This window comes from Flammeovirga sp. SJP92 (genome assembly GCF_001583495.1).
GTDB lineage: Bacteria > Bacteroidota > Bacteroidia > Cytophagales > Flammeovirgaceae > Flammeovirga.
In genome coordinates this window covers 48,807-73,127 of the sequence record NZ_LQAQ01000116.1, presented here as the reverse complement: position 1 = coordinate 73,127, position 24,321 = coordinate 48,807, and the positions used below count along the sequence as shown (strand labels likewise).

General features: G+C 37.4%; 14 protein-coding genes. 4 read left to right on the top strand and 10 right to left on the bottom strand.

The window, feature by feature from the left end; all coding sequences use genetic code 11:
* Positions 1–17: 17 nt before the first annotated feature.
* The 3 genes from AVL50_RS30700 (at position 18) to AVL50_RS30690 (ending at position 3,990) form a co-directional block, all read left to right on the top strand.
* Positions 18–908 (top strand): hypothetical protein, encoded by an 891-nt coding sequence (locus AVL50_RS30700; RefSeq protein ID WP_062621579.1) that lies wholly within the window; start codon positions 18–20, stop codon positions 906–908.
* 850 nt (positions 909–1,758) lie between these two features.
* Positions 1,759–3,264, top strand: coding sequence for an RNA-directed DNA polymerase (locus AVL50_RS30695; RefSeq protein ID WP_062621577.1), 1,506 nt, complete (start codon positions 1,759–1,761; stop codon positions 3,262–3,264).
* A 123-nt stretch (positions 3,265–3,387) separates the two neighbouring features.
* Positions 3,388–3,990 (top strand): hypothetical protein, encoded by a 603-nt coding sequence (locus tag AVL50_RS30690; protein WP_062621575.1) that lies wholly within the window; start codon positions 3,388–3,390, stop codon positions 3,988–3,990.
* A gap of 285 nt (positions 3,991–4,275) precedes the next feature.
* Here the strand turns inward: AVL50_RS30690 and AVL50_RS30685 are convergent, their stop codons facing one another.
* The 3 genes from AVL50_RS30685 to AVL50_RS30675 form a co-directional block, all read right to left on the bottom strand.
* Positions 4,276–5,826 carry a sulfatase gene (locus tag AVL50_RS30685; protein ID WP_062621573.1) on the bottom strand — a complete coding sequence of 517 codons (1,551 nt, stop codon included), beginning with the start codon at positions 5,824–5,826 and terminating at the stop codon, positions 4,276–4,278.
* Between the two features lie 194 nt (positions 5,827–6,020).
* Positions 6,021–8,021 (bottom strand): sulfatase, encoded by a 2,001-nt coding sequence (locus tag AVL50_RS30680; RefSeq protein ID WP_062621571.1) that lies wholly within the window; start codon positions 8,019–8,021, stop codon positions 6,021–6,023.
* Entirely contained in the window at positions 8,021–9,946 is a 1,926-nt protein-coding gene (locus tag AVL50_RS30675) for a 7TM diverse intracellular signaling domain-containing protein (RefSeq protein ID WP_082796081.1), read from the bottom strand. The genes AVL50_RS30680 and AVL50_RS30675 overlap by 1 nt, the downstream gene beginning before the upstream one ends.
* A 266-nt stretch (positions 9,947–10,212) precedes the next feature.
* On the opposite strand from AVL50_RS30675, the gene AVL50_RS33195 reads away from it, so the two are divergent.
* Positions 10,213–10,350, top strand: a complete 138-nt coding sequence (locus AVL50_RS33195; RefSeq protein WP_157491716.1) for a hypothetical protein — start codon at positions 10,213–10,215, stop codon at positions 10,348–10,350.
* A gap of 79 nt (positions 10,351–10,429) precedes the next feature.
* On the opposite strand, the gene AVL50_RS30670 is transcribed toward AVL50_RS33195, so the two are convergent.
* From AVL50_RS30670 to AVL50_RS30640, 7 genes are all read right to left on the bottom strand, one after another.
* Entirely contained in the window at positions 10,430–11,773 is a 1,344-nt protein-coding gene (locus tag AVL50_RS30670; RefSeq protein ID WP_157491714.1) for a hypothetical protein, read from the bottom strand.
* An 11-nt stretch (positions 11,774–11,784) separates the two neighbouring features.
* Positions 11,785–13,407 carry a RagB/SusD family nutrient uptake outer membrane protein gene (locus tag AVL50_RS30665; protein ID WP_062621567.1) on the bottom strand — a complete coding sequence of 541 codons (1,623 nt, stop codon included), beginning with the start codon at positions 13,405–13,407 and terminating at the stop codon, positions 11,785–11,787.
* A gap of 11 nt (positions 13,408–13,418) precedes the next feature.
* Positions 13,419–16,541 carry a TonB-dependent receptor gene (locus AVL50_RS30660; protein ID WP_172826955.1) on the bottom strand — a complete coding sequence of 1,041 codons (3,123 nt, stop codon included), beginning with the start codon at positions 16,539–16,541 and terminating at the stop codon, positions 13,419–13,421.
* 11 nt (positions 16,542–16,552) lie between these two features.
* Entirely contained in the window at positions 16,553–17,911 is a 1,359-nt protein-coding gene (locus tag AVL50_RS30655; protein WP_062621565.1) for a hypothetical protein, read from the bottom strand.
* A gap of 272 nt (positions 17,912–18,183) precedes the next feature.
* Positions 18,184–20,430 (bottom strand): beta-glucosidase BglX, encoded by a 2,247-nt coding sequence (gene bglX, locus AVL50_RS30650; protein ID WP_062621564.1) that lies wholly within the window; start codon positions 20,428–20,430, stop codon positions 18,184–18,186.
* Between the two features lie 10 nt (positions 20,431–20,440).
* The gene (locus AVL50_RS30645; RefSeq protein ID WP_062621562.1) at positions 20,441–22,057 is read right to left on the bottom strand and encodes a glucoamylase family protein; all 1,617 of its coding nucleotides are present in this window, start codon (positions 22,055–22,057) and stop codon (positions 20,441–20,443) included.
* 27 nt (positions 22,058–22,084) lie between these two features.
* Positions 22,085–23,704: a sulfatase gene (locus tag AVL50_RS30640; protein WP_062621560.1), complete on the bottom strand. Its 1,620-nt coding sequence runs from the start codon at positions 23,702–23,704 to the stop codon at positions 22,085–22,087.
* Positions 23,705–24,321 lie beyond the last annotated feature (617 nt).

Sequence of the window (24,321 nt, the reverse complement as noted above, 5' to 3'; positions counted from 1 at the left end):
ATGTTAGTGGTAACTAAATGAAAAATATAAACATCATACTTATAATAATCAGTCTGCTGACTAGCTGTGAACAAACTTCCATAAAAGATACCCCTTCTACACAACTAAACGATAATGTTGATATTTCTTCAATTGAAAACAATAGTCAACAGGCGGAATCAAAGAAGGTATTGAATAGAGTGGAGAGAAGAACGCAAGTTGCCGCAGAAAAAAGAATACAGAAATCACACCTTGATTATGCTTTAAAAGACGCATTTAGAACTGCCAAAAAAGAATTCAATACAAACAGTTTTACAACGCAATATTCAATTCAACCTGACAGTAGTTCATTTGCTATTGATATAGAAATCGAAATAGGTAAACTCTTCAATGATGAACATACATATTTTTTACTTCGAAGAAATGTTCCTTGGGCTGCTTACCTAAACATTTACAAGGTCAATGGTGGGCACACTGAAGAATTAATATCTAGGCAACAGGAGGGTATGACATCCATTCGTGATACTATATATGATGTAAATGGAGATAAAAGAAATGATTTTCTTGTTCATTGGTATCCATCATCAGGTTGCTGTAGAAGAAATGTTTATAATGTATATTTGAATCAACCCGATGGAACATTCACCACTGATTACGAATTTATAAACCCAACCTTCTCCTCAAGTGAACAAATAATTAGAGGGGTCGGATATGGTCATCCAGGTGAAGTGGGACTTTATAAATACAAATGGGATGGATTAGAGGTTGACACGCTTGAATATATATATCCTGATGTTTCAAAAGAAGGACAGTTTATTAAAACTGTAAGTAAAGAATACAGACCTGATAAAACAAAAGGTACAATATTAAAAGAGGTACCAAGAGAATATCTTGAAATTGAAAGTTTTGAATGGTTCTCAGAATATTAGGAACTTCTACACTATTATAAACCTTCCCAACTCTTTCATGAAATCAATTATTGTTTTGCAATACACGAGAATAATGTAAATTGAAATAAGCTTATAATAAGTTAATAGCAAACTAAAAAGTGGTTGAAGGTCTTTTTTAACTATTGGATAAACATCATTTTAAAATACAGAATCTAATATGTACTATAGATAATCGAAGTACATTAAGTCTTGTACTACATAAAGATAATGTCATTTATCTGTAGTATATATATCAACCTAACGATAAGCATTAATTTAAAAGGTGATTGAAAATTTAAAAAAATGGCTAGCGAAAGAGTTAAAAGTAACAAATGAAGATCAAATAGATGAACATTCAAAAGATAGTGATGTAACAGGATTTCTAATTCTTTGGATAATTTATGAACAAAAGTTTTTTAAGAATTCTGTACCATGAAAAAAATGGAGGAAGTTGCACAAAATCAATTTTATAATATTGATAGAGACGAAACTATTTCAACCTATTTTCATAAGAGATATCAGGACAAAAAATTATATAAACATTTATACAATAAAAATGATAATCCTAAATTAGTACAATCTTAACGAAACAAGAAGAGAATTTTGATAGGTTGTTTCTATTACTCTATGTTGTTTATCGCTACAGAAATAATATTTTTCATGGTAATAAAGGGGTTCTTCTTAAGTTAAGTATCATAAGCAGATTAGAGAATATGTAGATGTAATGATTCAAATGATAGAAAAAAGAACAAACTTCAATAACAAGTAATCATTCATACCAAAAGAACCTATGAACAATACAATGAAAACTTTTTTAAACTAATAATTAATACTAATAAGAATCAGTTCAATGAGAATTTTAGATATGTCTAGTGAGGATGCAAGAAAATTTCTTCTAAAAAATAGTAGTTATGCGAACTTTGACTTACCGTTATACTATGATTTCAGCAATTTATTGACAAAAGTAAGCAACCTTTTGAAAGAAAATTCATTATCAAATTATTATTCTCAATTCGAAGCTCAACCAAATAGAATGAAGCCTCTGAAACCATATATGGTTGATGAAGTGAATTATAAATTTCTGAATAATAAAGATGGCAAATATTCTTGGAGACCTTTTCAGTTAATTAACCCCGCTTTATATGTTCATTTAGTACATACAATTACAACTGATGATAATTGGTTAGAAATAGTCAATAGGTTTAACACTTTACATGAAAACACAAAAATTGTTTGTTGTAGTATACCACTAGAATCTGATTATGATAAGGAGTCAGATAAAGCTTCAACTATATTAAGTTGGTGGAATGAAATAGAGCAAAAGTCTCTTGAATTATCATTAGATTTTAATTACGTTATTCATACTGATATAGCAGATTGTTATGGATCAATCTACACTCATTCTATTCCATGGGCTTTACATGGAAAAGAAATTGCTAAAAATGAGAGATCTATTTCTCTGTTAGGGAATAATATAGATTCTCAAATTAGAGATATGGGACATGGCCAAACAAACGGAATTCCACAAGGAAGCAGATTAATGGATTTTATTGCTGAGTTGGTTCTTGGATATGCTGATACTTTATTGAGTGACAAGATTAAATCAGAGAATATAAATGACTATAAGATTCTAAGATATCGTGATGACTATAGGATCTTTACAAATAGTCCAGTTGATGCAGACTTAATAATGAAGAATTTAACCGAAGTTTTGATTTCACTTGGAATGAAACTAAGTTCTCAAAAAACCATTCCATCAAATGATTTAATTAGATCTTCAATCAAACCTGATAAAATTTATTGGAATTCAATTGTTCAAAAAAGAAGTAGTTTACAAAAACAACTCTTGATTATTAATGAATTATCTCATCAATACCCTAACTCCGGAAGTTTAACAAAAGCTTTAACCGACTATTTTAATAGAATTTCCAAAATGAAAAAAGAATTAAAGGATGTAAAAGCTTTAATTGGTATTGTAGTAAACATTGCTTTTAGAAACCCAAGAGTCTATCCCATTTCAACTGGTATAATCAGCAGGTTATTAAATGACCTTGATATTGATAATAGAGTAAAACTAATCGACTCAATACTTAAAAAATTTCAAAGATTACCAAATACCGGACATATTAAAGTTTGGCTTCAAAGAGTGACTTTAAAAATTAATCGAAATATTGAGTATGAAGAACCTTTATGCCAAAAGGTAAATGATCATTCTATAGCAATATGGAATATTGAGTTCCTTCATGGTAGTTTGAAAACAATTATTGAAAATACGTCTATAATTAATGAATCAATAATAGCTGAAATGGAAGAAATAATAGATATAGATGAAGTTAGTCCATTTGAATTCTATTAATTAGAAGGAAACTACCTATAACTTTCTAAATGCTTACATCAGAAAGGGTAAGTTTTTTATACTAAAAGTGTTCTGAATCATAACAGGCACATATCTTAAACATTGTATCTAAAACAATTAATTATGTTAATAGAACTTTTAAACCAAAATACAATTGAACAATTCTTAATCGATGAGCAAAAGATAAAAATTGATAAACAAAGCTCTGATTTTATTTCATACAAAGAATTTGTGAAATATTTTAAAGATCTTGAAAAAATAACAAAACATAATTTAGTAATAGGTATTAATTTCACATATGGATGGATGCCTACAATTTTTAATTTCAAATCTACAAAATTAAATGAAGTACTTAAGATTTTAAATTCTGCCAAAAAAGATAATACCTTGAAAGAAAATGAACTAGAATTATTAAAGGAGTGCTTTAATAATTCTTTAGTTGGTACATCCAAATTATTACATTTTATCAACCCAAATAAATTTGCTATTTGGGATAGTAGGATTTATAGATATTTAAAAAATGAATTTCCTCATAAATATAGAGTTGAAAACACTAAGTCCTATCTTGATTATCTCTCATTTTGTAATACTATAATCAATAAAACTGAATATGATAGCATCCACAAATCTATGGAGAATAAAATCGGTTATAAAATGACAAAATATCGTACTATTGACCTCATAATGTATTTGAACGGTGGTGACAAAAACTCTAGAAGATTATAAGTTACCCACTGTTCATCGTGTCAAGCCGAGAGGCGTCACTGCGAACTTGAGTATTGTATTGTTTAAGTTTGTAACTTATAACAAAAACAGATGGAGACAAAAAAATAAAGGTGATGCAAAACATCACCTCTATCACTACACTACGATTGATTTACTAAGATAAATCGCTTTACTTAACTACCTTTTCATCTACAGAAGTGTATTTCACTATTGAAATCCCTATCGAATTATTGAAAATTTTTCATTTTTTTGCTCAACCTTGGAAATTGATGCTATTAGAGGGGATTAATGTGCCTGTTTTTTCTTTTTCTTCTTACCTGTTTCACCAGCTTCTGCTCTCGCTTTTCTTTTTTCCGCTCTGCGAATACGGTTCAATTCATTGACGTACTCTTGGTGCTTTTGGGTGGCAGAGATCAAGTATTGCTCATCCTCTTTGTGATTGTACATGTCCAACATAGGATCCTCTGTTTTTTGCATGTATTCCAACATGGCTTTTTCAAACTCCGCTTGTTGCTTTGCGTATTTTGGAGAGTTGATCACATTATTTAAACCGTTCGGATCATTTTTTAAATCATAGAATTCTGAAACAGTTCTGAAAAGGCAGAAATCTACACGCTCTTTCATTTCAGGATTTGTTTCCGCTTCTGTTTTCATGGCTGTAAATGTTTTTCCGTTGATCGATGACGTTTTGTATTGTCTACCTCCTACGGCCCATGGTGAGAAGATGTACAAGTAATCGTGTGTTTGTACAGCACGCATTGGGAAGGCTTTGCTACCTGATGTTTCATTGTAATGCGTGTAAATCATGTCTCTGTCTTTTTGTTTCTTTCCTTTTAAAATCGGTAAGAAACTTCTTCCGTCTAATGTCGCCGGAATCTCAAGACCTGTCGCTTCTAAAAGTGTTGGCATTAAGTCGACCATAGAAACCATATCTTTTTCATTGACCTGCCCTGCCTGAATGTGCTTTGGCCATTTGACCATAAATGGTGTTCTTGTGGATTGTAAATACACATTGGACTTGGCAAATGGGAAGGCCATACCGTTGTCAGACAAGAAAATGATGATGGTATTTTCTGTTAGGCCTTCTTCTTCTAAGGCTTCCAATAATGCTCCAACAGTGTCGTCACATCGTTTTACGGAACTAAAGTAGTTCGCTAATTCTTGTCTTATTTCTGGCATATCCGTTAAGAAACCTGGTACTTCCACTTCTTCTGGAGTATAGATTCTTGAAGGTCTCTGTCTACCGTTTCTTTCATAGTTTGGACTGTCTACGAAAAATGGACGGTGTGGATCGTGAGAGTTGGCCATCATAAAGAAAGGTCTGTTTTCTGATTTCGCTTGCTCCAAGAATTTCTTGAAGTGCGATTTGTATAATTTTGGAGATCTACCTGATCCTAAATCTTTAGAGTCTTGTTGATATTCCCACACATATTTTTCTACTTTTTTCGGTGTAGAGTGTTTTACTTTTCCAAGGATACCCGTTTTATAATTCTTCTGTTTTTTTAATTCCTCTGCCAATGTAGGCACTTCCGGTTTGGAAGGGAAAAAGCCTGTCATACCACTGTTGTTGGGGTAACAGCCTGTTCCGATTACACCTCTTGACGGCATACAAACGGCTACTGTAACGTGGGCATTTGTAAATCGAATGCCTTGTGAGGCGAGTTTGTCAATGTTCGGTGTGATGTCTTCTACTTTACTACCATTGGCACCGATGGAATTGAAGTCCATATCATCCGCTGTGATTAATAGGATGTTCGGTGTGGTACTTTGTGCGAATAATGCGCTGGAAAAAATGCTTACTAATAAGTAAAAACTAAAATTGATGATGCTTTTCATGATATTATTATTGAATGTCTCTTTATTCTTTTTTTATGTCGCAAGTGTTAAGCCGTTAAGGCGTCACTTGTGATTCTATATTGGTGAAGTCTCCTGACTTCGAAATGTATTTGGTCGGTGGTTCGAAGTCGGGAGACTTCGCCAATGATCAGTTCCAAGTGACGCTATCGCTTAACACTTGAAACAGAAATACTTTAAAGTTTATGATCCGATCTGGCTTTCACTTTGATCTCTCGTAATGGAAGGCCTTTTTCTATCTGGACGTAATGTTTGACTGTTGTTGCAATCACTATCCCTTTATGCCTTACTTCATAGGCGTCTACATTTGGGATAGGTTTCCATGTCAATACTTTTTTGTTTTTATTTTTGATACTAGTAAAAAGTTGGATTTGCTCTACTTTAGAAGCATCATTGACGGTGATAGGTTGTGGGTTTTTATTCCACCATATATCGTCTACAAAGATTTTTGAATTCTTGCCTTTGAAGACAATTTCCAATCCTTTCACCTTTCCTTTGAATTTGGAATAGTCAAAGACTAAATCCTGCCACTGTCCTGTTGTTGTATACGTTTGGACTTGATGATTGAATTCGGTTTCGTCTCCTAATTTCAAATGTACTTCTACTTCAGTTGCTTTTTTAGCGTAGATTTTCAAATGGCAGTACCCTAATTCTTTGGGTGACATTGGTGCATGTGAAACACGGATTTTTGAAGTACTTTCTCCATGTTCCAATTCCAAAACATGTTCACTCTGATTCAATCCTTTTTTGTGAGGGTTTTGAATCACTTCTACTTGCTGGAACTGCTTGCTTTCAAAACGTTCAGGGATGATTTCTTCAAAAGTAAACTGATTATGTACTTTGTATTTTCCTACTGCCGAAGGATTCCAACCCCAAGCAATTTTTGAATTATTCTGATCCCAATGGGCATAGATGGTTTTCAATTCCTCTACTTTTTCAGGGTTCTTTTTATACAAGTCTTCCTTTTCATAAGGGTCTGCACTGATGTGATACAATCTTTCCTTTTTGGCTTTCTTATCGTAAAACAGTTTCCAATCTCCATGACGAACACACCACTTGTTGGCATTCTTCCAGAACAGCTGATGGTGTGGCTGATGTTTATCCGTGGTGACAAATGGAATTAAATTGACACCATCAATGTGTACCGGAAGAGGAATGCCCGCAAATGATAATAATGTAGGATAGATGTCCATACTTGATACCATAGGTTCATAGATTTTCCCATTAGGTAATTGTGCAGGGAAGTGCATCAAGTAAGGCGTTTTGATTCCACCTTCAAATAAAGTCCCTTTATCACCGTTCAAGGGAAGGTTGAGAGATGCATTATCGCCAGGTTTTCCTCCATTATCAGAGATAAATACGATCATGGTGTTCTCGTATATCCCTTTTTCTTTCAATTTTTGAATGATTTTTCCGATGTTCTGATCCATGACATACTGCATGGCCACAAGCTTTTTTCGGTTAGGATCTTTGATATGATCAAACTTCTTCAACACTTCCTGAGGTGCTTCCAATGGCGTATGAACTGCGTTAGGTGCCCAATACATAAAGAAAGGTTGTTGCTGATCGTGTGCATCAATATAATCAATGGCTTTCTGACCAAATAAATCCGTTAGGTATACTTTGGGTGTTTTGATGGGCTGATCATCTTCCATAAAAAATTGAGAGCATTCGTCTTCAAAATAATAGGAAGAAGCACCACCCAAGAAACCATAATAATGGTCAAACCCTTTTTGAAGCGGTAAGTAGTTTCGATCCTCTTGTCCTCCCAAATGCCACTTTCCAATGGCAACGGTAGCATATCCATTCTCCTGTAATTTTTCAGCAATGGTAGGGAAATCATCAGAAATGCCCGGCACCACTTCTGGAGAAGGGCGGAAAGGACCTGGATTATCTTTAAAACCAAATCTCTGCTGATAACTACCCGTCAGTAGCGCTGCGCGTGAAGGACCACAAACCGGTGCAGTAACATAACCGTTTTTAAAGACTACGCCTTTTTCTGCTAACTTATCAATGTTTTTGGTAGGAATATCCTTACTCAAATGATGATACCCTACATCTGCATACCCCAAATCATCGGCTACGATAATCAAAAAATTGGGGCGGTCTTGTGCTAAAGATGTTCCACTTGTCAGCATCAATAGCCATAATATTCTTTTTATAAGTACCTCTTTCATTAGGCTTGCTTCTTTTCGTCTATTTCAATGGTATTGTTTTCTTCAATGGTGAAATTTGGAATGAGTAATTTGTTCTCTTTCGCTTCTTTCACTTTGGTCTTAAACTTCGAAATTGTATTTCTCGACATATTCAGCATTTCACTCAACTCAATATTGCGGTAGGCGTCGGGTTGATAAAGTGTGATGTAGGAAAGGTAAAAGGCTTTGGTCAGATCAAACTTGACGCCATGGAAAACCGTATTACTCGTCACTGAATCTACGTAACCGCACTTGGTACAACGCATGGTAAATGTCTGTCCTGTTTTAGAACCTGAACAGTTTCCGCATTGCTTACATTTGAATCCATTACTCCATTTTTGCTTAGCCAAATAACGCTTACAAGCCGTTGCATCTGGGAATAAATCTTGGAATTCGGTCAGTGTGACCACCTGATTGATAAAGCGTTTCTCAATGACTTTTTTGATTTCATCTTTCAGGTTGTAGTTGGTGACATCGAGCTTGTAATTGGTTTTTCCCAGCTTCTCTGCTCTTTGCGAAAGTTGCTGATTCAATTCCTCCAACTGCATTTCTCTTTTCTGTAGTTCCTCCGTTCTCTCCTTTACTTTTTGCTCCAGTTCTTCATTGACCTTATTACTCAACTCAATGTTCTTCTTCTGCTCTTCAATCACCTGTTCGTGCATCAATTCCGTTATTCTTTGCTGATTCAAAAGCTTACGTTGTGCTTGGTGTTCGCTTTCTTTCAAAAGACGTAACGTGTCATAAAGAGCAAAAGAGAATGCCAACATTTCAGCAATGACTGACATTCTGAAACCATAAAAAGTGAAGAAGTTATGAGGAATCACACCGTACCATTTCATGTACCATATAATGCATCCGATCAGCAGAAAACTAATCCCCATGATGTAATAGGGTGACATGGTGGATTTTCGGTAGATACTGGTCAACCCGAAAAGTAAAACGGGCAAGGTGATCACCAACGAGAGTCTTCCTTCTGAGGGAACCTCGCCCATTATAGTCAAAACCAATACCAGAAACTGAATGCCGAAAAGTACATTGATGGCAATATGATAAGACCTTGTCAAGTACTTTTTATCTACGACTTCTCTGATAAAATTGGTCACTGTCAGAGATACCGCAAAACTCAGAAAGGCATTAATAAAGGTATTGATAGCTGGCGTTTTGGGCCATAAAAACTGGAACGCAACACCGTCGTTGGTCATACTATACAGACACACCACCACGATATGCCCGATATAAGCAATGTATTTGAAATCTCGGATACTCGTCCAAAGCAAAAGTGAGTACACCGCCATAATGATAAAAGCACCATACTGTAAGCCAAACCATAGGTATTCTTTGGTAGAGTACTGCACAAAACGGTTGATGCTTCGGAAATTCATATGAAGGTCCACTTTCTTATTGCTATTGATCTTGACAAAAATTGGTTTTGAAAAATCGATATCATGTGTCAGTGGAATGACGAAGTTTTTGTGATCGTACCTTCTTTTTGCATAAGGATGAGAAGCACCCATGATTTCCTTTTTCAGACTACCGTCCAATAATGGAAGAAAAACGAAGATCTCTTGTATTTTCTGATCGTAAATTTCAATAAGCCAATGCTTAGCGCTGTTGTGATCAATATTGACTTTAAACTTCAACCAGTAGTTGGCCTCATTGTCATAATCTGCTTTCGAATAATGATCCGTTACATCGAATTTCGGATTCCTGACCAGCATTTCTTCGTAAGAAATCAAGCGAGTGCTGTCTTTCCAATAAGGAATGCTTTCTAAATTCAACAGTTGTTGCTGAATAGAATCGTCGAGTCCAATCACCACTTCATTGGGGCGTACCTCCGCTGAAAGCATCAGCGGAGTCGCCAAAATAAAAGCGATTATTGTAATGATATTTCGATGTAACTTTTTCATTATTCTTTCATTTCTTCTGTCAATGTTGGAGAATGTGGTTCGTTTGAAGCCACTTCTCTAAAATATCGTCAGCTATCCGTTAATCATTTTACAAGCTTTCAACATCCTACTTTCAAACTTCCTTCCTCTTCATTTTTGTCTTGAAACAAAAACGAAGCAAAAAATTCAAGGCTTAGAAGTCAAAAGCTAAATTCCATTCCTCTCGCCTAAATGATTTTAAACTCGCTAAAGCTCAAACAAGAAAATCATTTTTAACGGCTCAATACATGAAATTTTTAACGCTTTTCCCTTCAAGGCCAGGGGAGCACTACCAAACAAATTGGGTAGAAAATCTCCCTGGCGCGAATGTTAAGCGAAAGCGTCATTCGTGTCCTACAGATCATCAGAAGTCTCCCGACTTCTAACTAACATCTTTCGAAGTCAGGAGACTTCGCCAATGTCCTGTTCCAAGTGACGCTATCGCTTAACACTTGAAACATAGGTCTAATCAAATAGCAAATACTTGCCGGTGACTTTCAATTGGTCCAATCCCATATAGCCACTGTTGATTGCTCCCATGTGTCTGTAGAGGACCACTATTTTCATTTTAGCGTCGTTGATTTTTACACCTGCTTCCGCATTATGGTGAATAAAGAACCAACCCTTTTCAGTTCTTTCATGCTCTGCTGTAGTGTATACCAATGGCCAATCATCGATTTTTGAAGCTACGTCATTATTTGCTATTGCTTCGTTATAGGCGGTTTCTCCTACGGCTCTGATTTCGATTCTTTGATCTCCAGTAATGTCTACGCCGGCGTTGAAAAGTACGCCTGTTTCGGTCATGATGGTTTGGAGATTTTCTGTATCAAATGAACCTAGAGGGACCATCATATGCTCTGCTTGAGAGTTTTCTTCCAATGTTCTAGCATAGCATCTTGTGATGTAGTTTCCGTTTCTTGATTGGTCAGGATGGTTTTTCTTTTCACGGTTGATGTTCCACCAAGTCGTAGCCGAAGTGATTTCCGGTCCTGAAATCTGCTTGAAGAACATACCTTCAAACTCAAATTCAGTTAATCCATCTGGCTTGTAATTGGACGTAATTTCCATTTCAAACAATGGTCGTTCTACCGTTGAAGCCACTTTGGTATGGAAGTACAGCATTGGTTGTTCTTGTGCTTCGCCGTATTCATTCTCAGCTGACAATACCACTGTATAGGTGTTTTGCTCCACTGCTCCTGTAAAATACAAATAACCCGTGGAATGTAATAATAATTGAGTGCCTTCGGGAAGTGCCGGAGTAATGTCGATTTTCACATCAGAAGTCTCGCATCTTACCACGTTGACTTTCGCATCTGTCACAATAGAGGAAAGAGGCTGGCCTGCATTATCAATCAATAATTCGATGTTCTCATCCTCTGCTTCAATGAAAACAATCGGTCGCCAATCCTCCAAAACAGCTCGGTAGGCATTGGTAAATGCTGTCGTTCCTACTTCATTGTTGAGCATTACATCAATCAAATAGGCTCCTAGCTTTGTAGAGTCATGAGGAGTGTATTGGATCACGCCCGTTTCTTGATTAATGGAGAAAGGGTTGATGCTGTCTTCGACCACTGTCGTGTCTGAAGCCTGAATCCATGCCACTTTGGAGATATCATAGTTCAATGCTCCATCCGCCATAGTTTCTGGTGCCACACCCTCAAACGAGAGTGTGAAAGGCTTTACCACATCATTTTGATGATACAATAATGTTTGAGGAGCTTCGGCAGGTAACGTGAAGTCTACATCATGCTCTGTTAAACAAGCCGTAAAACTCAACATTGCCACTATATTTATGAGTAATTTTTTCATGTCAATTCCGTTTACCAAAGGTTGTGTTGTTTAATGTTCACGTTGATCTGCAATTCGTCTGAAGGAATTGGGAACACCACATGCTTCTCTTCTACCCTCTCACCTGGTGCCACTAACTGTATTTCGTGCTCTTCTCTGAAGCTAGGGTTTGCTCTGATGTTTTCACTCAAATCTCTCATTGTTTCCAATAGCGTTCCCCAGCGTACCAAATCAAACCTTCTATGACCTTCGTAGCAAAGTTCTCTTCTGCGTTCCTCCTGAATCAGCTTCATATAGTTACCGTCCACTTGCATTAATCCTTCTTCCAAAGTACCTGCATTGGCTCTATTTCTTACCAATTCAATATCCTGATTAGACTGTTCGTTTTCACCTTGTAAAAGGTACAATGCTTCTGCTCTCATCAATAAAACATCGCTGTAACGCAACAATGGGAAATTAATTGAGGTTCTATCTTTGTTGATGACGCCCATTTCTAAGCTTTCTGCAGTGTCATCTAATTCTCCGTTGGAATCTCTTCCCAAATCCAATCTTCTCCATTTTCCAGGGTACCATCTTAATTGATTTTTGGTAAAAACAGGAAAGTAAAAGTCACCGTCATTGTTGAAGCTAAAGTCGGCACAATTCCATGCTTTTCTAGTATCTGTATTGCTGTACAAAGCATTGTGCATGGTTGGAGCAATGTAACTATTGGCTGTTGCGAAAGGTTGATTACCTGAAGTAAAGCTGATTTGTACTCCATTGAAATTACCGATTCTTCCTCCTAAATTTCTACTGTCTGAAACTGTAAAATCTACTTCCCACATCACTTCCACATCATTTCTGATGCCCTTGATCTCATTCAAGAAAACCTCTTCATATTCTGGTAAGAGCGTATGATAACCGTAGTTTACCACGGCGTTGGTGTGCTCTACTACTTTATTCAAACAGTAATCCTTTCCAAAATCACCTCCTTGTACTCTCGCCCCTGCCATATTTAAGAATACTCTTGCCAAAATACCGTGAGCAATTTGTTTCGAAACTCTTCCGTATTGCTTTGGGCGCTCGTTCATCAATTCTAATGAGGCTTCCAAGTCTGCCACAATTTGATTATAGATTTTATTGGCCGGTACATTGGGTAAATTCAAGTCCTCCAAGTTACCGTTGAGGTCAGTGAAATGATCCAAACGTAATGGTATATGCTCCCACATTCTTACCATATTGAAATAGAACATTGCTCTTAGCGTCAAGGCTTCTCCCAACATTAAGTCGTGGTCTGTTCTTTTTAAATTAGGGATGGTATCCAATGCAGACAACGACCCAATAAAGTCATTGGCAATATTGATAGCCGTGTAGCTATTTTTCCAGATTCTAGCCAAATCTATATCAGATTCATTGTATGACATTCGGCTTAATTCTTTTCCAAACGTGGCTCTTCTGTAAAGCATCTCGTCCGTTCCCACGTTTAGCCAAACCGAAAAATCTTCTGCATACAGCGTTCGTAGCTGTGCATAAACGCCTGACAAAGCTAAGGTTACTTCTCTGTCATTTTTGTAAAAATTATCTCTTGTCAGTTCATCTTTGGGTTCTAAATCCAAAAACGAACATGCACTTAGTGTAGCGATAATGATGAATAATATGTAATTAAATCTTTTCATTTCTCTGTCAGTTAGAAGGATACTTGAAGACCTAGGATGGCTGATTGCGCGGCAGGATAAGAAGAATAATCAATGCCTCTGTACATGGCTTGACTCCTTACGGATACTTCCGGATCGTAGCCTGAGTAATTGGTAAACACCCAAAGGTTATCCACTGATCCATATACTCTGAAGGATTTGATTTTTAGTTTCTTCAAAAACTGCTTATTGACTTTATAACCTAGCGTAATATTTTTAATTCTTAAGAAAGAGGCGTCTTCTATGAAGTAATCACTCATTTGATGCCCTCCGTAAACTTGGTGGTAAGAGTATTCTAATCCAGGACCTGGCACTGCCCAAACGCCCTCTGAAGTTGGGTTGTCATACGACCATCTATTGGCTACTTGCTCCAAGTAATTTCGACCTCTTTGGCTTCCTACCACACCAAAATCAGCATTATTGCCATTGAAAACGTCTTGGCCTACTGACCATGTCAATAAGATGCTTAAATCCCAGTTTTTGAAAGTGAAAGTATTCGTAAAACCACCGTAATACTCTGGGTTCGGATCACCGATGATCTCTTTGTCGTTTTCATCAATCTGTCCGTCTCCATTCAAATCACGGTATTTTGGATGTCCGGGTCTTACTTCTCCCGTTTGAGAAATGAATTCCGGTACGCCTTCTTTCAGCGTCAAACTCCCGTCTGCACTTTTTATAAAGTCATCGACCTGATACATTCCGTCATATCTGTAACCGTACATTTGTGTCATAGGCTGACCTACAAAAAGTCCGTAATACAACTCCCCTGAGAACATTCCTCCTACATTTGGATCATACAATCTGAAATCCTCTCCGTAGGATAGTTTTTTGACTTCACTTCTATTAAATGAAATATTGAAGTTGGTAGACCATTGGAAATTCTTTGTCCTTACATTAACCGTATTCAATGAAAGTTCCACTCCTTGATTTGCAACTGCACCGATATTTTGCTTCACATTATTATAACCTGTAGAAGGTGCAATTCTACCGTTAAATAATAGGTTGTCTGTCAAGTTGTAGTAATATTCTAGATCCAATAAAACTCTATTGTTGAAGAATCCCATATCTGTACCCACGTTGAACTGCTGAGTAGTTTCCCATTTGAGGTCTGTATTGGCCAATTGTTTTTGATAGAAAGCAGAGGAGTAAGCACCATTAAAATAGTAGCCTGAAGAGACGCCAACGGTAGGTAAGAAATCGAAATCACTCACTCTATTATTACCGGTAGTACCAAAACCTACTTTGAATTTTAATTCATCAAATACACCTAAGTCCTTTACAAACTCTTCTTCTCCAGCTCTCCAAGCGGCCGACGCTGATGGGAATATACCAAAGCGGTTGCCTTCTTTAAATCTTGATGACCCATCTGCTCTGAGTGAGGCCGTCACAATGTATTTATTTTTGTAAGTATAAGAGACCCTACCAAAACCTGACATCAAATTTTGCTGAGTGGACGATGAACTTGGCATTTGAGCCACGTTTGCAATTCCCATATTATTCCACCCTAAATCATCCAATGGAAACTGATTAGCAGATGAAGATTGGTTAAAGCGTTCCGTCATTTGGAAGGATAAACCTGCAATGGCTTCCAAGTGATGTCCATTTTGGTTTAGGCTGTACGACAATACATTTTCATTCAAGAAATTCTCTGTCTTCGAAGCACTTAATGTACCATTGATGCCCGCACCACTTCTGTCGGCTTGATTGGTTCCTAAATTGAAGAACGTTCTGCCGTTGTTGACATTAATCTGATACCCTACTTGCGTTCTGAACTTTAACCCTTCTGCCAATTTCACCGTGAAGTTGATATTGGTTTGCAAGGCGTCCACTTCGCTTTCGCGGTCTGTATTATTGAGTGTTTGTGTTGGCGGATAGAATCCTGCACTCAGTTCATCTTCGTCTTCCAAATCGCCGTTTTTAGGGGTCATTGGCTTAAACATAATCGCTGATTTGATGGCTGAAACTTGTGCTGTAGACGTTTTCATTCCTACATGTTTGGAATTTGCGTAATTCAAATTCACGCTCATATCCACCAATTTCCCAATACTTTGATCCAGTTTCAAACGTCCATTTAAACGCTCAAAACTTGAGTTCAATAATGTTCCTTGCTGATTAACATAACCTAGTGAGGTAAATACTTTTGTTTGCTCAGAACCGCCTTTCAATGATAAAGTATAGTTTTGGAAAGGTGCCTGACGGAAAATTTCTTTTTGCCAATTGGTGTAGTCTTCATCAGTGTAGTTAGAAGACTCTCCCCATGGATCTCCTCCTCCTATGTCGTGTTGTACCTCTACATAATCTTGAGGGCTTAATGTCTTAATTATTCTTTCCTCGGGAATTTGTGACATTCCCATTTTTGTATTAAAAGTGACGGTTGGTTTCCCTGCTGTTCCTTGTTTGGTCGTGATCAAAATTACACCGTTAGAGGCTCTCGATCCGTAAATCGCCGTAGCAGAGGCATCTTTCAATACATCTACACGCTCTATATCCGCAGGATCTAAACTGAACAATGTTGGGTCTTCCAATGGAAATCCATCAATCACATACAATGGGCTTGATGTTCCCGTGATGGTGTTTGTACCTCTGATTTCAAAGTTCATAGCTTGTCCCGGTCCGCCTTCGCCCGAGTAAACCTGTACACCGGCCATACGTCCTTGCAACAGCTGATCAAAAGAAGCGGCAGGCATGGAAGCGATTTCGTCATCAATCACCACTGATTTAATGGAACCCGATACCTCTTTCGCATCTTGCTTACCATAACCAATGACCACCAATTCATCCAAAACTTCCACATCTGTTTTGAGGTGAACAATAATCTCTTTTCTTCCTTCTACACTGATGCTTTTCGTTTGATAACCAATAAAAGAAACCGATAGTGTAGCATTTTCTCTTACGCGGAGAGAGTATTTTCCATTAAAATCAGAAGCTGTACCGTGTTTTGTGCCTTCCACCAAAATACTTGCTCCCGGAATAGGCAGATCATCTTCCTGATCCAACACCATACCTGTTACTCTTACAAACTTTGGTTTTTCTTCTGTTTCTTCTTGTGCTTGAACAGAGAGTGAGCATACCAAAGCCAATAAGATGAATATATATTTGTAAGTAACTTGTTTCATAATCCTCTTCATTATTTTGCTCTTACTTGAAGTTCGTGTACATAAAACCTTCTTGTTAATGCTCCGATTTCTGGGTTTAAGAAATCAGCAATGAGCGCCACTTGGATCTGCTTGCCCAAGTATTTTTCTGGAATTTGAACCTCTAAAGATCCATTCAGTTTTAAGTCTATTTCTTTGATAAGTCCGTCTGTTGGGAATTGAATAAAGCGGTCCGAAATATCATTTTCTAAAATTTCCCATTCAGACGCTACAGGGGATCCTTCGTCTAGTTCTGTCACATCTATAATGGCCACACTTAAATGCTGATTGACATGTTCAGCCCCACCACTGTATCTCCAAAGTCCTGAAGTTTCGATATAAGCATCTGTAGTATAATTGGTTAGATCTACAGTTTCAGTGGCTAAGAAACTTCTCGATTCTTCACTATCAGACCAATAGGCTACTAATACACGTTCCGTAATCACGCCGTCTTCTTGCTGATAAGGAAAGACCTGTCCTGCCCAGGCTCTTCTCCAAGTTTCTCCTACAAACTTTGGATTGTGCGTAGAATCGTTCAATACCGTCGTATACTCTTCGCCTGACAGCTCTTTGGTTACTGTTCCGTAGTAATTATTGGAAGTCAGATTTTGTAATCCATAACTTTCGCTATCGCCTTTGATCGCAATGCCATGAAATATCAATTGACCGATATTCGCTCCTAATACTTCAATGTCCATGATACTTTCTTGCATTTGTTCGCCTTGTGCATTTTCTACGGCAACATCTAACTTAAATTCCTTGAACTCATCATCACCAATAGTGTATTCTTTGGCTAAATGAATGCTTCCTGTTGTGGCATCAATCGTGAAAACATCCGTGTGATTATTCAATTTGTAAGTATATGGACCTCCTCCTTTTACATTGGGAAATGCTGTTGAAAATTCCATATTGGTACCGTAAGTGGAGTATAAATTCGGAAGGTAATACAATCCGCTAGGCTCCGCTTGGTGTGCTTCAAATGATAATACATTTTGGAAATTCACTTCTGCAATGGCATTGGTTACAGCAATATCAAATGTGTACTCACCCGGCAGTAAGTTATTGTATTCTAAAAATGAGATTACGCCATTACCTGGATCAATAGAGAAGTTGTTGGTCACTTCTATCTCTTCTCCTGAAGTATTGACAACGTTGGTAATCTTAAATTCAGCTTCACCGCCTCCCACGAAAACAGAAGGCTGATAGGTAGTGAAAAAGTCTCCACATTTGTAGTCAGCTACCCCCGCATACCTTAGGTCTTTCGGTTGACCGACGTATTGTTCCACTTTCTCTTGGGTACAAGAGGAAAGGATCCATAGGGATAAAAAAATTGAAAAGTAGTTTTTCTTCATTTCAGTAAATAGATTGTATGATGTTTCTTAGAAGTTTTTGCTTGATGTTTTTGGTTGTATCAAACAGGTTTATGTAGTTGTGTAATTATTTTTTGGTTGAATTATTTATGTCGCAAGTGTTAAGCCGGTAGGCGTCACTTGTGATAGAATATTGGCGAAGTCTCCTGACTTCGAAATAAATATTACTTATTACTTGTACTTCGAAGTCGGGAGACTTCGCCAATGTGCAGTTCCAAGTGACGCTGTCGCTTAACACTTGAAACAGTGTTCCTTTATTTTGATTTGACCGGATTACCTTTTCCTACTTCAAATCCCTTTGTCAATGTAAATGAAGCCCTTTTCACATGATCAGAACTTGTGCCGATATAGACATTGAAATCTCCAGCTTCCACCCCTTCGCTCATATCCCAACGGAAGTAGGTCAAGTCTTCTTTTTTGATGTTGAAAGTGACTGTTTTAGTCTCTCCTTGCTTCAAGAAAATCTTCTCAAAACCCTTCAGTTCTTTCAATGGTCTTGTCGATCTTCCGACCACATCTTGCACATATAACTGCACTACTTCCTCTCCGTCGTAGTCTCCAATATTTTTCACTTCAACAGAAGCAGTAATTTCATTATCTGTTGATTTTGAAGACATTTTGATTTCAGAATACTCGAATTTTGTGTAACTCAAACCGTATCCAAAAGCATAAAGCGGAGTGTTGGGTACGTCCAAGTAAGTAGATTTATAACCTGAAGGTTTTTCTGGATTGAAAGGTCGACCAGTGTTTTTCACATTATAGAAAATTGGAATTTGACCTACATTTCTTGGGAAAGTCATTGGCAGTTTTCCAGAAGGGTTGTAACCACCGAAAATCACATCTGCAATAGCCGGTCCTGCCATTGTACCCAAGTGCCACGTTTCTAGTAATGCATCCGCTAGTTCGTCTTCTCTTTCTAAAGTCAGCGGTCTACCATTCATCAAGACTACTACGATAGGTTTTCCGGCTTGCTTTAAATGTGCTAACAAGTCCGTCTGTACACCCGGTACTGAAATGTCAGATCTACTTTTCGCTTCACCAGAAATCACTCTTGACTCCCCAATTGCCAATACAATTACATCTGCTTTTTTTGCAACTTCCAATGCTTCCTCAAACCCTGATTTATCTTCACCACTTAACTTACAGCCTTTCGCATAAAGTAACTCCGCCTTGCCAGCTGTAGCGTGTTTCATGCCTTCAAAAAGTGATTGAGCATTCTTAGGAGAACCCTTTGCTTTCCATCCTCCCAATACATCTTTTCTACTTTTGGCCAATGGACCAATCAAAGCGATTTTTTTCGTATTACTTAATGTTATCGGAAGTGTTTGATTTTCATTTTTCAATAAAACGATAGAACGTTGTGCCGCTAACCTTGCTTTGTGCTTAAAATCTCCTGAAAGCGTTACTTTCTCCTCTCTTTCTGCATTACAGTATTTGTAAGGATCATCAAATAAGCCCAATTTGAACTTCACCGTTAAGATTCTTCTTAACGCTTCATCAATCGTTTCTTCTGATACTTTATGCTCTTTGACTGCTTTTACTAAAGTATTTAAGAAAACTGCACCTTCCATATCCATATCAATACCTGCATTGACCGCCAACTCACCTGCTGATTGTAAATTATCAGCGATACCATGAGGAATTAATTCATTGATAGCTGTGTAATCCGTCACTACCATTCCTTTAAAGTCCCATTGATTTCTCAATATTTCTTTGAATAAATAAGGATTGGCAGTACTTGGTGTTCCATTGATTTCATTGAATGACGTCATAAAAGTCTCTACACCTGCGTCTACACACGCTTTGAAAGGCGGTAAGTAAACGTCATGTAATGTCTGCATCGACATATCAACTGTATGATAATCACGACCACCTTGTGCCGCTCCGTAAGCTAAGAAGTGCTTTGCACAAGCCAAAACCGTATTGGTTGCCGATAAATCATCTCCTTGAAAACCTTCTACTCTTGCTTTAGCCACCACACTGTTGTAATACGTGTCTTCGCCGGCACCTTCCATCACTCTACCCCAACGTGGATCTCTACTCACGTCCACCATAGGAGCAAACGTCCAATGAATACCTGCCGCTGATGCTTCTTCTGCCGCTACTCTCGCCGCTCCTTTGATCATCTCCAAGTCAAACGAACTTGCTTCAGCCAACGGAATCGGGAAGATCGTTTTAAAGCCATGAATCACATCATAACCAAACAATAACGGAATCCCCAAACGTGTTTCCTCTACGGCCATCTGCTGTAATTCCCTTGTATACTCCGCAGAAACGGCATTAAACAAAGAACCTACATGTCCGGCCTTTACATCTTTCTCCACATTGTCTCTCAATGTCGGACCCGTTACATCGCTGGAAGAAGTAAACTGCGTCATTTGCCCTACTTTCTCTTCGAGGGTCATTTTCTTCAGCAATTTCTCCACTTGTTTCGAATAGTCTTGTGCACACATCACCTGACTAATCAATAAGCCTACTACTGTAATTAATAATTTTCTCATGCTGTTACCATTAATAAAGTTGTACTGCTAGTTCGTTTGTTAGTTTACCGTCAATTTTCATAATGATTTTTCCCTTAGTGCCCGAAAGGAACTGCCCTTTATTAAAGACCAATTGATGCATTCCTTTTGATTTAGATTTAGAGGGAAATAAAGTAGTCACTACACCATTTAAAGTTTCAAATTCAAAGCTTACTTTTCCTTTATTTTCTAAGAAATAATCCAGATGATAAGCTTTCAATTCAGGATGTCGAATTAATTGTACTCTTTGTGATATATTCTCTTTTACTGCTAGTGGAAATCCTGTTTTGTGGTCTGGAGAATGAATCTCCATCTTTTCTTTTGCGACTTGTAATTCAGGAATCTTCTTTGATAATTCCCAAAACAAACCACTGCGGTAGTTTTCCATCATAATGACCGTTCTACCTTGATCCAAACCTAAGTAACGATCTGAATACCAATTATCTTTTATGGAATACGCATCTTTGAACCCATACTTGTCCCAAAGTCCTTCTTTATGATTTTCATAGAAGTTTCTCAATGCCATCATGGACTGATACGGCACATAAGGAAATACGCCTAAAGCACCCGATGGCGCAATCACACCTTTGTCTTTGGAAGGTCCTGCTCTGTTATTATAACCTCCTGGAATTTGTGAAGCCGTCAATCCCCAATCTTCTTGAGAGTAACCGTATTCCTCTGGAGCAAACTTGAAACAATACGTCCAATTGATCAATGAATGAGCGATGCTTCTTGTCCAATAAAATGTGTATTGATCTTGCATATCTCTAGGATCCATCGTCACAAAAGGCGTCTGTGCCAAGTACAACGGTCCACCTTTTGGCTTTCCTAAATCCAATGTATAACCGAAGTATTTTCTACCATTGACAAAATTCTTTCCGTTGACATACGCTTGATACGAAGACTTTTTGATGGCATGTTTAGGGTGTCCTAAAGCAAGAGCATAACTCGTCATTGCCTCATTGTAGCCTTTCATCAATAGCTTCAAACCGTTATTTTCTTCCTGATTATCAGAGTGATTCCACCATAAACCGTCTTGGTATTCATGTACGGTATAGTCTACCGCTTCCCAAAGTTTTGTAATATTTTCTCTTAACTGCTTCTCCTTTGGTGTATTTTTATCAAAATAAGCTCTTGCTACCAAAAGGCCCATCATCATGTTGGAAGTCTCTTGAATATCAGCACCATCTTGACCAGCAAATTTGATCAACTGTCCCGTTTCCCCATGAATCAAATGAGGAAATACGCCATGGTACCTAACGGCTTTATTTTCTAAGAAATCCGTCACTTTCAAAAGGTGATCCACCACTTCTTCTCTTGTCACCCAACCTCTGTGAGCCCCAACGATAATTGCCTGAATACCAAAGCCCGAAGCTCCAATACCGATATCGTAACGCTTGTTTTTCAATGACCTTCTCGGTGTCAATCCCGATACAGGATGAGCCCATTCCCAAAAATAGCGGAAGGTAGCCTCATGTGTTTCATTAAAGATTCTTACGTCTTCTTCAAAACGTTTTTCTTCATCTGCCAGCTTCTTTTTCTTATCAGTGACAGGCTCACCAAAAGAAGTAAACAGTGTTATTAGTATAGCAAAATAGGATAAAAACATATAGATAGTGAATGTGATGTTATTGAATTATTTTGTTTTTGATTGTGCCTTCATTTTCTTCTCCTTCAACCTCCTCATTCTAGCTTCTTTACGGTAATCCGTATTCTTCCACGACTCATAAGGCGGTTCCTCAGCTTCTTTCATCAAACGAGCCAATTCTTCTCTCAATGACGCTATTTCATCTTGATACTCAGGAGCATCAATCAGGTTATTCATTTCAGAAGGATCTTTCTTTAGATCATAAAATTCGTAAGTGTCGATATTATTATAGAAGTGGATCAATTTATATCTGTCCGTTCTCACGCCGTACTGTCTTTTCACCATATGGAAACCAGGGTATTCGTAATAGTGATAGTACACTGATTTTCTCCAGTCCTTCGGAGTTTTCCCCTTCTCAGCCACTGTTTTCAACGATTTCCCTTGCATATCTTCAGGAATTGTAACGCCTGCATAGTCAAGGAAGGTTGGTCCGTAATCAATATTCTGTACCATTGCCTGAGCCGTATTTCCCGCCTTAATTGCTTTTGGATAACGCATCACTAATGGCGTTTTAAACGACTCCTCATACATAAATCGCTTATCGAACCAACCGTGTTCACCTAAGTAAAATCCTTGATCAGAAGTATACACTACGATGGTATTCTCCGTCAAACCTTGTTCATCTAAGTAGTCTAACACGCGACCGACATTCTCGTCGACCGCTTTTACAGTCGCACAATAGTCTTGTAAATATCTTTGGTATTTCCACAATGCCATCTCTTTTTTCGTCATTTGAGCAGCATTCATTTTATCATTTTTAGCACGGTATGCCTTAAACCAAGCCTCTTTCTGTACATCGGTTAACCTATCGAATAGATGAGGCCAGATGTCTTTTCTCCACTCGTCTGATCCCACTGCCACTGACATTTTCAAGTCATGTCCTTCTTGAGCATCTTTATAAACTACCATTTCCTGCTTTGCTGCCGCTTGACGTCCTTCGTAATCATCAAAGTAATTGTCTGGCACTGGAAACTCCACATTATCAAATTCATTTGCATAACGAATTGGTGGCATCCAGTTTCTGTGTGGTGCTTTATGATGAATTAATAAAGCAAAGGGTTTATCTGTATCTTTCTGTTCTTTGATCCAATCTAAAGAATAATCCGTCACCAAATCCGTTGTATACCCTTCTACATAGGTCGTATCGCCATTTGAAATAAAATCAGGATTGTAGTACTCTCCTTGATCGTTTAAGATATTCCAGTGATCAAAACCCTTCGGTGTACTCTTTAAATGCCACTTTCCAATTACTCCTGTTGTATATCCCGCATCATGCAATAAGCTAATCCATGTCTGTTGAGAAGAATCAAACTTATCTGTATTGGCTCTAAAACCATTCTTATGACTGTACTTTCCTGTCAACATTGTAGCTCTCGAAGGGCCACATAAAGAATTGGTTACAAAACTCTGATCGAATTTAATGCCTTCATTGGCTATGCGATCAATGTTAGGAGTAGGGGCAATTTTTGAAACTTCATGTCCGTATGCACTCACCGCTTGTAATGCGTGGTCATCAGACATTATAAAAATAATATTAGGTCTGTCTGCTTTCTGTGCGAATATACTCGCTGATAAGCTTGTTAATAGTATGTATAGAATGTATTTCATTTCAATTACTTCAGATTAAAAAAATACTTTAATAAAATGAATAGAATTATGTTTTGTATAAAGCGTCTCAGTGACAATTCAAATGTATGTGGTAAAAAATAATTTTTGAAAAAAAAGGGGAAAAATGTGTAAATAACAAGCTTTTAAAGCCACTAAAAAACACACTTTTGCACAGATTGATAACATTAATAACAACTGTTTTACAGTGATATAACCAAATGTAACATAATAAACGACAACTTTGATAACAGCTTCTTGTGAAAAGCAAAATTTCATTAAAAACACACCCATTTTTAACATATACATTCCATTAACATTAAATACAATATTTCTGAAACCCGTTGCTTTTACTAATTTTAAGAATTGTCGTTTTATGCAAAACAAGGCTATAACATTGCTTTCAAGGACTTAACTTCTTCTTCATTTTCATCTTTGCATAATAACGAAGCAACTTACAATCCGAAAGAAGTTTTAATTGTAATCCTCAAAACGATTTAATATAGGAAGGTTGGTATTGTGTTATGAGGCTCTTATAAATAAAAAAGCCACCCCAATTCCTCTAAAGGGTGGCTTAGTAGCTTGATTGTTAACTTATAGAAGGTTATGTTATGTACGTT